Here is a 3,090-nt window from a genome sequence, read left to right on the forward strand (position 1 = left end):
GAGCTTCGTAGAGCTCTTCGTGCAGAGGGTGTATCTTACAAGGTTTACAAGAACACAATGATGAAGCGTGCATTCGAGGGAACAGATTTTGCTCAGCTCGATGGTATGCTCGACGGACCAAGTGCAGCAGCTATTTCTGAAACAGATCCTGCAGCACCTGCTCGTATTCTTGCAGAGTTCGCTAAGAAGAACCCACAGCTTGAGATCAAGGGTGGTGTTTGCGAAGGCAGATTCTTCGACGAGAACACAATCAAGGAGATCGCTTCTATCCCTCCAAGGGATCAGCTCCTTTCCCGTTTGCTTGGTTCTATGCAGTCACCTATGGCGAACTTCGCTCGCGTTATCAAACAGATCGCAGAGAAGCAGCCTGAGGCAGCTACAGCAGAAGCACCAGCAGCTGAGGAAGCTCCTGCAGCTGAAGAAGCACCTGCAGCAGAATAATTATTCTGTCGCATATACTTGAAAATTCAAGTGAGGCCTGAATAGTCAGGCAAACTAATAACAAAGAATTATACCAAATTATATGGAGGTAAATTATCATGGCAAAGTTATCCACACAGGAAATCATTGACGCTATTAAAGAGCTTTCAGTTCTTGAGCTTAACGATCTCGTAAAGGCTTGCGAGGAAGAATTCGGCGTATCAGCAGCAGCTGGTGTTGTTGTAGCAGCAGCAGGCGCTGGCGCAGGTGCTGCAGAAGAGCAGTCTGAGTTCAACGTAGAGCTTACAGAAGTTGGTCCTAACAAGGTTAAGGTTATCAAGGTTGTTCGTGAGATCACAGGTCTTGGTCTCAAGGAAGCTAAGGATCTTGTAGATGGCGCTCCTAAGATGATCAAAGAAGGCGTTGAGAAGGCTGAAGCTGAGGATATCAAGGCTAAGGTTGAGGCTGAAGGCGCTAAGGTTACTCTTAAGTAATTTAAACCTTTATAATGTTTTTACCTGGCGGAGAAGAGAAATCTTCTCCGCTTTTTTGTTGCACAAGACCGGCAAGCGAATGGATGCTTGCATACAAATTCATTTGCCGGTTGTAAGAACATGGAGCACGAAGTGCGGAATGTTCGTGTGCGAAATCGAGTAGGAGTCAGCCTACTCGATGCAAAAAATAATTTCCGATTCATATTTTCACGCAGTCACAGCTAAAACACTTTCTGTTACTTCCAGGCAGGAATATAACTTCAGCTCTTTTACCAAAAAAATCATTTGACATTTGTATAGATTTGCATTAATATGGAAAATGCACTTATTGTGGAGTGAAAGGCCTAATTATGCCCTTTTATATTTTCAAGGTCAGAAACGGGTCGGAAACTCTTTTCATAAAATCCAAAGAACGGGGTGAATGTCAATGGAAAAGTACAGAATACATCCTACTGGTTCAGACAAAAATGTCCGCATGAGTTTTCAGCGCCAGAAGGACACCCTCGAGATGCCAAACCTCATTGAAGTCCAGAAGAATTCCTATCAGTGGTTCCTGGATGAGGGTCTCAAGGAAGCCTTCGATGATATCTCTCCAATTGAAGACTACAGCGGTAAGCTGAGTCTTGAATTTGTAGACTTCAAACTCTGCGAAGATGAAGTTAAGTATTCTATCGAGAAATGTAAAGAGAGAGACGCAACATATGCTGCTCCTCTTAAGGTTAAGGTACGTCTTCATAATAAAGAGAAAGACGAAATCACAGAACATGAGATCTTCATGGGTGATCTTCCTCTTATGACTGCTACCGGAACATTTGTAATCAACGGTGCAGAGCGTGTTATTGTATCACAGCTCGTTCGTTCACCTGGTATTTATTACGATATTACATATGATAAGCTTGGTAAAAAGCTTATCGCATGCACAGTTATTCCTAACCGTGGTGCATGGCTTGAGTACGAGACAGACTCTAATGATGTTTTCTATGTTCGTGTTGACCGTACACGTAAGGTACCTGTAACAGTACTTATACGTGCTCTTGGTATTGGCACAAATGAAGAGATCATTGATCTGTTCGGTGACGAGCCTAAGCTTCAGGGTTCTTTCTCAAAGGATCCTTCAACAGACTATCAGTCTGGTCTTCTTGAACTTTACAAGAAGATCCGTCCCGGCGAGCCGCTTTCAGTTGATAGTGCTGAGTCACTTATCAACGCTATGTTCTTTGATGCAAGAAGATATGATCTTGCTAAGGTTGGCCGTTATAAGTTCAATAAGAAATTACACCTTAAGAATCGTATCGGTGGCCAGATCCTTGCTGAAGATGTTGTTGATGAGACAACAGGCGAGATGCTTGCTTCTGCAGGAACAAAGGTAGACAGAGCCCTTGCAAAAGAAATTCAGGATGCAGCTATACCTTATGTATGGATTCAGACTGAAGAGCGCAATATAAAGGTTCTTTCTAACATGATGGTTGACCTTACTCACTATGTTGACTGCGATCTTGAGCAGCTCGGCATCAATGAGGATGTTTACTATCCTGTACTTAGAGAGATTCTTGATGAGTATGCAACAAAGGATGATGCAGAAGGTCTTGCTGAGACTATTCTTGCACGTAGAAATGATCTTATTCCTAAGCACATCACTAAGGAAGATATCATTGCATCCATCAACTACAATATGCACGTAGAGTACGGCGTAGGTCACAGTGATGATATCGATCACCTTGGTAACCGTCGTATCCGTTGCGTAGGTGAGCTCTTACAGAACCAGTACAGAATCGGTCTTTCAAGACTTGAGCGTGTTGTTCGTGAGCGTATGACTACTCGTGATGCAGAGGAGATTTCTCCTCAGACTCTTATTAACATTAAGCCTGTTCAGGCTGCTGTTAAGGAATTCTTCGGATCATCACAGCTGTCTCAGTTCATGGATCAGAACAACCCTCTTTCTGAGCTGACTCATAAGAGACGTCTTTCTGCACTTGGACCTGGTGGTCTTTCAAGAGACCGTGCCGGATTCGAGGTTCGAGACGTACACTATACTCACTATGGTCGTATGTGTCCTATCGAGACACCTGAAGGTCCTAACATCGGTCTTATCAACTCACTTGCTTCTTATGCAAGAGTTAACGAGTACGGATTTGTAGAAGCACCTTATCGTCGTGTAGACCATACAGATGCAGAG

The 3,090-nt window shown here is 43.6% G+C and carries 2 protein-coding genes and 1 pseudogene; all 3 read left to right on the plus strand.

From position 1 onward, the window contains the following. Window positions 1–441, plus strand: a 441-nt coding sequence (rplJ, locus tag K6G87_RS01790) for a 50S ribosomal protein L10 (protein WP_296833082.1), incomplete at its 5' end; no start/stop codon positions are given. A 98-nt stretch (window positions 442–539) separates the two neighbouring features. Further along, a complete protein-coding gene (gene rplL / locus K6G87_RS01795) occupies window positions 540–914 on the plus strand; it encodes a 50S ribosomal protein L7/L12 (protein WP_073388375.1) in 375 nt (124 codons plus the stop codon). Between the two features lie 427 nt (window positions 915–1,341). Continuing rightward, window positions 1,342–3,090, plus strand: a pseudogene (locus K6G87_RS01800) (DNA-directed RNA polymerase subunit beta); the annotation flags it as partial.

The organism is Butyrivibrio sp. (assembly GCF_024699075.1).

Bases quoted from the DNA above. Each gene is read 5' to 3' on its own strand.
- rplL (WP_073388375.1), top strand. From the start codon at position 540: ATGGCAAAGTTATCCACACAGGAAATCATTGACGCTATTAAAGAGCTT.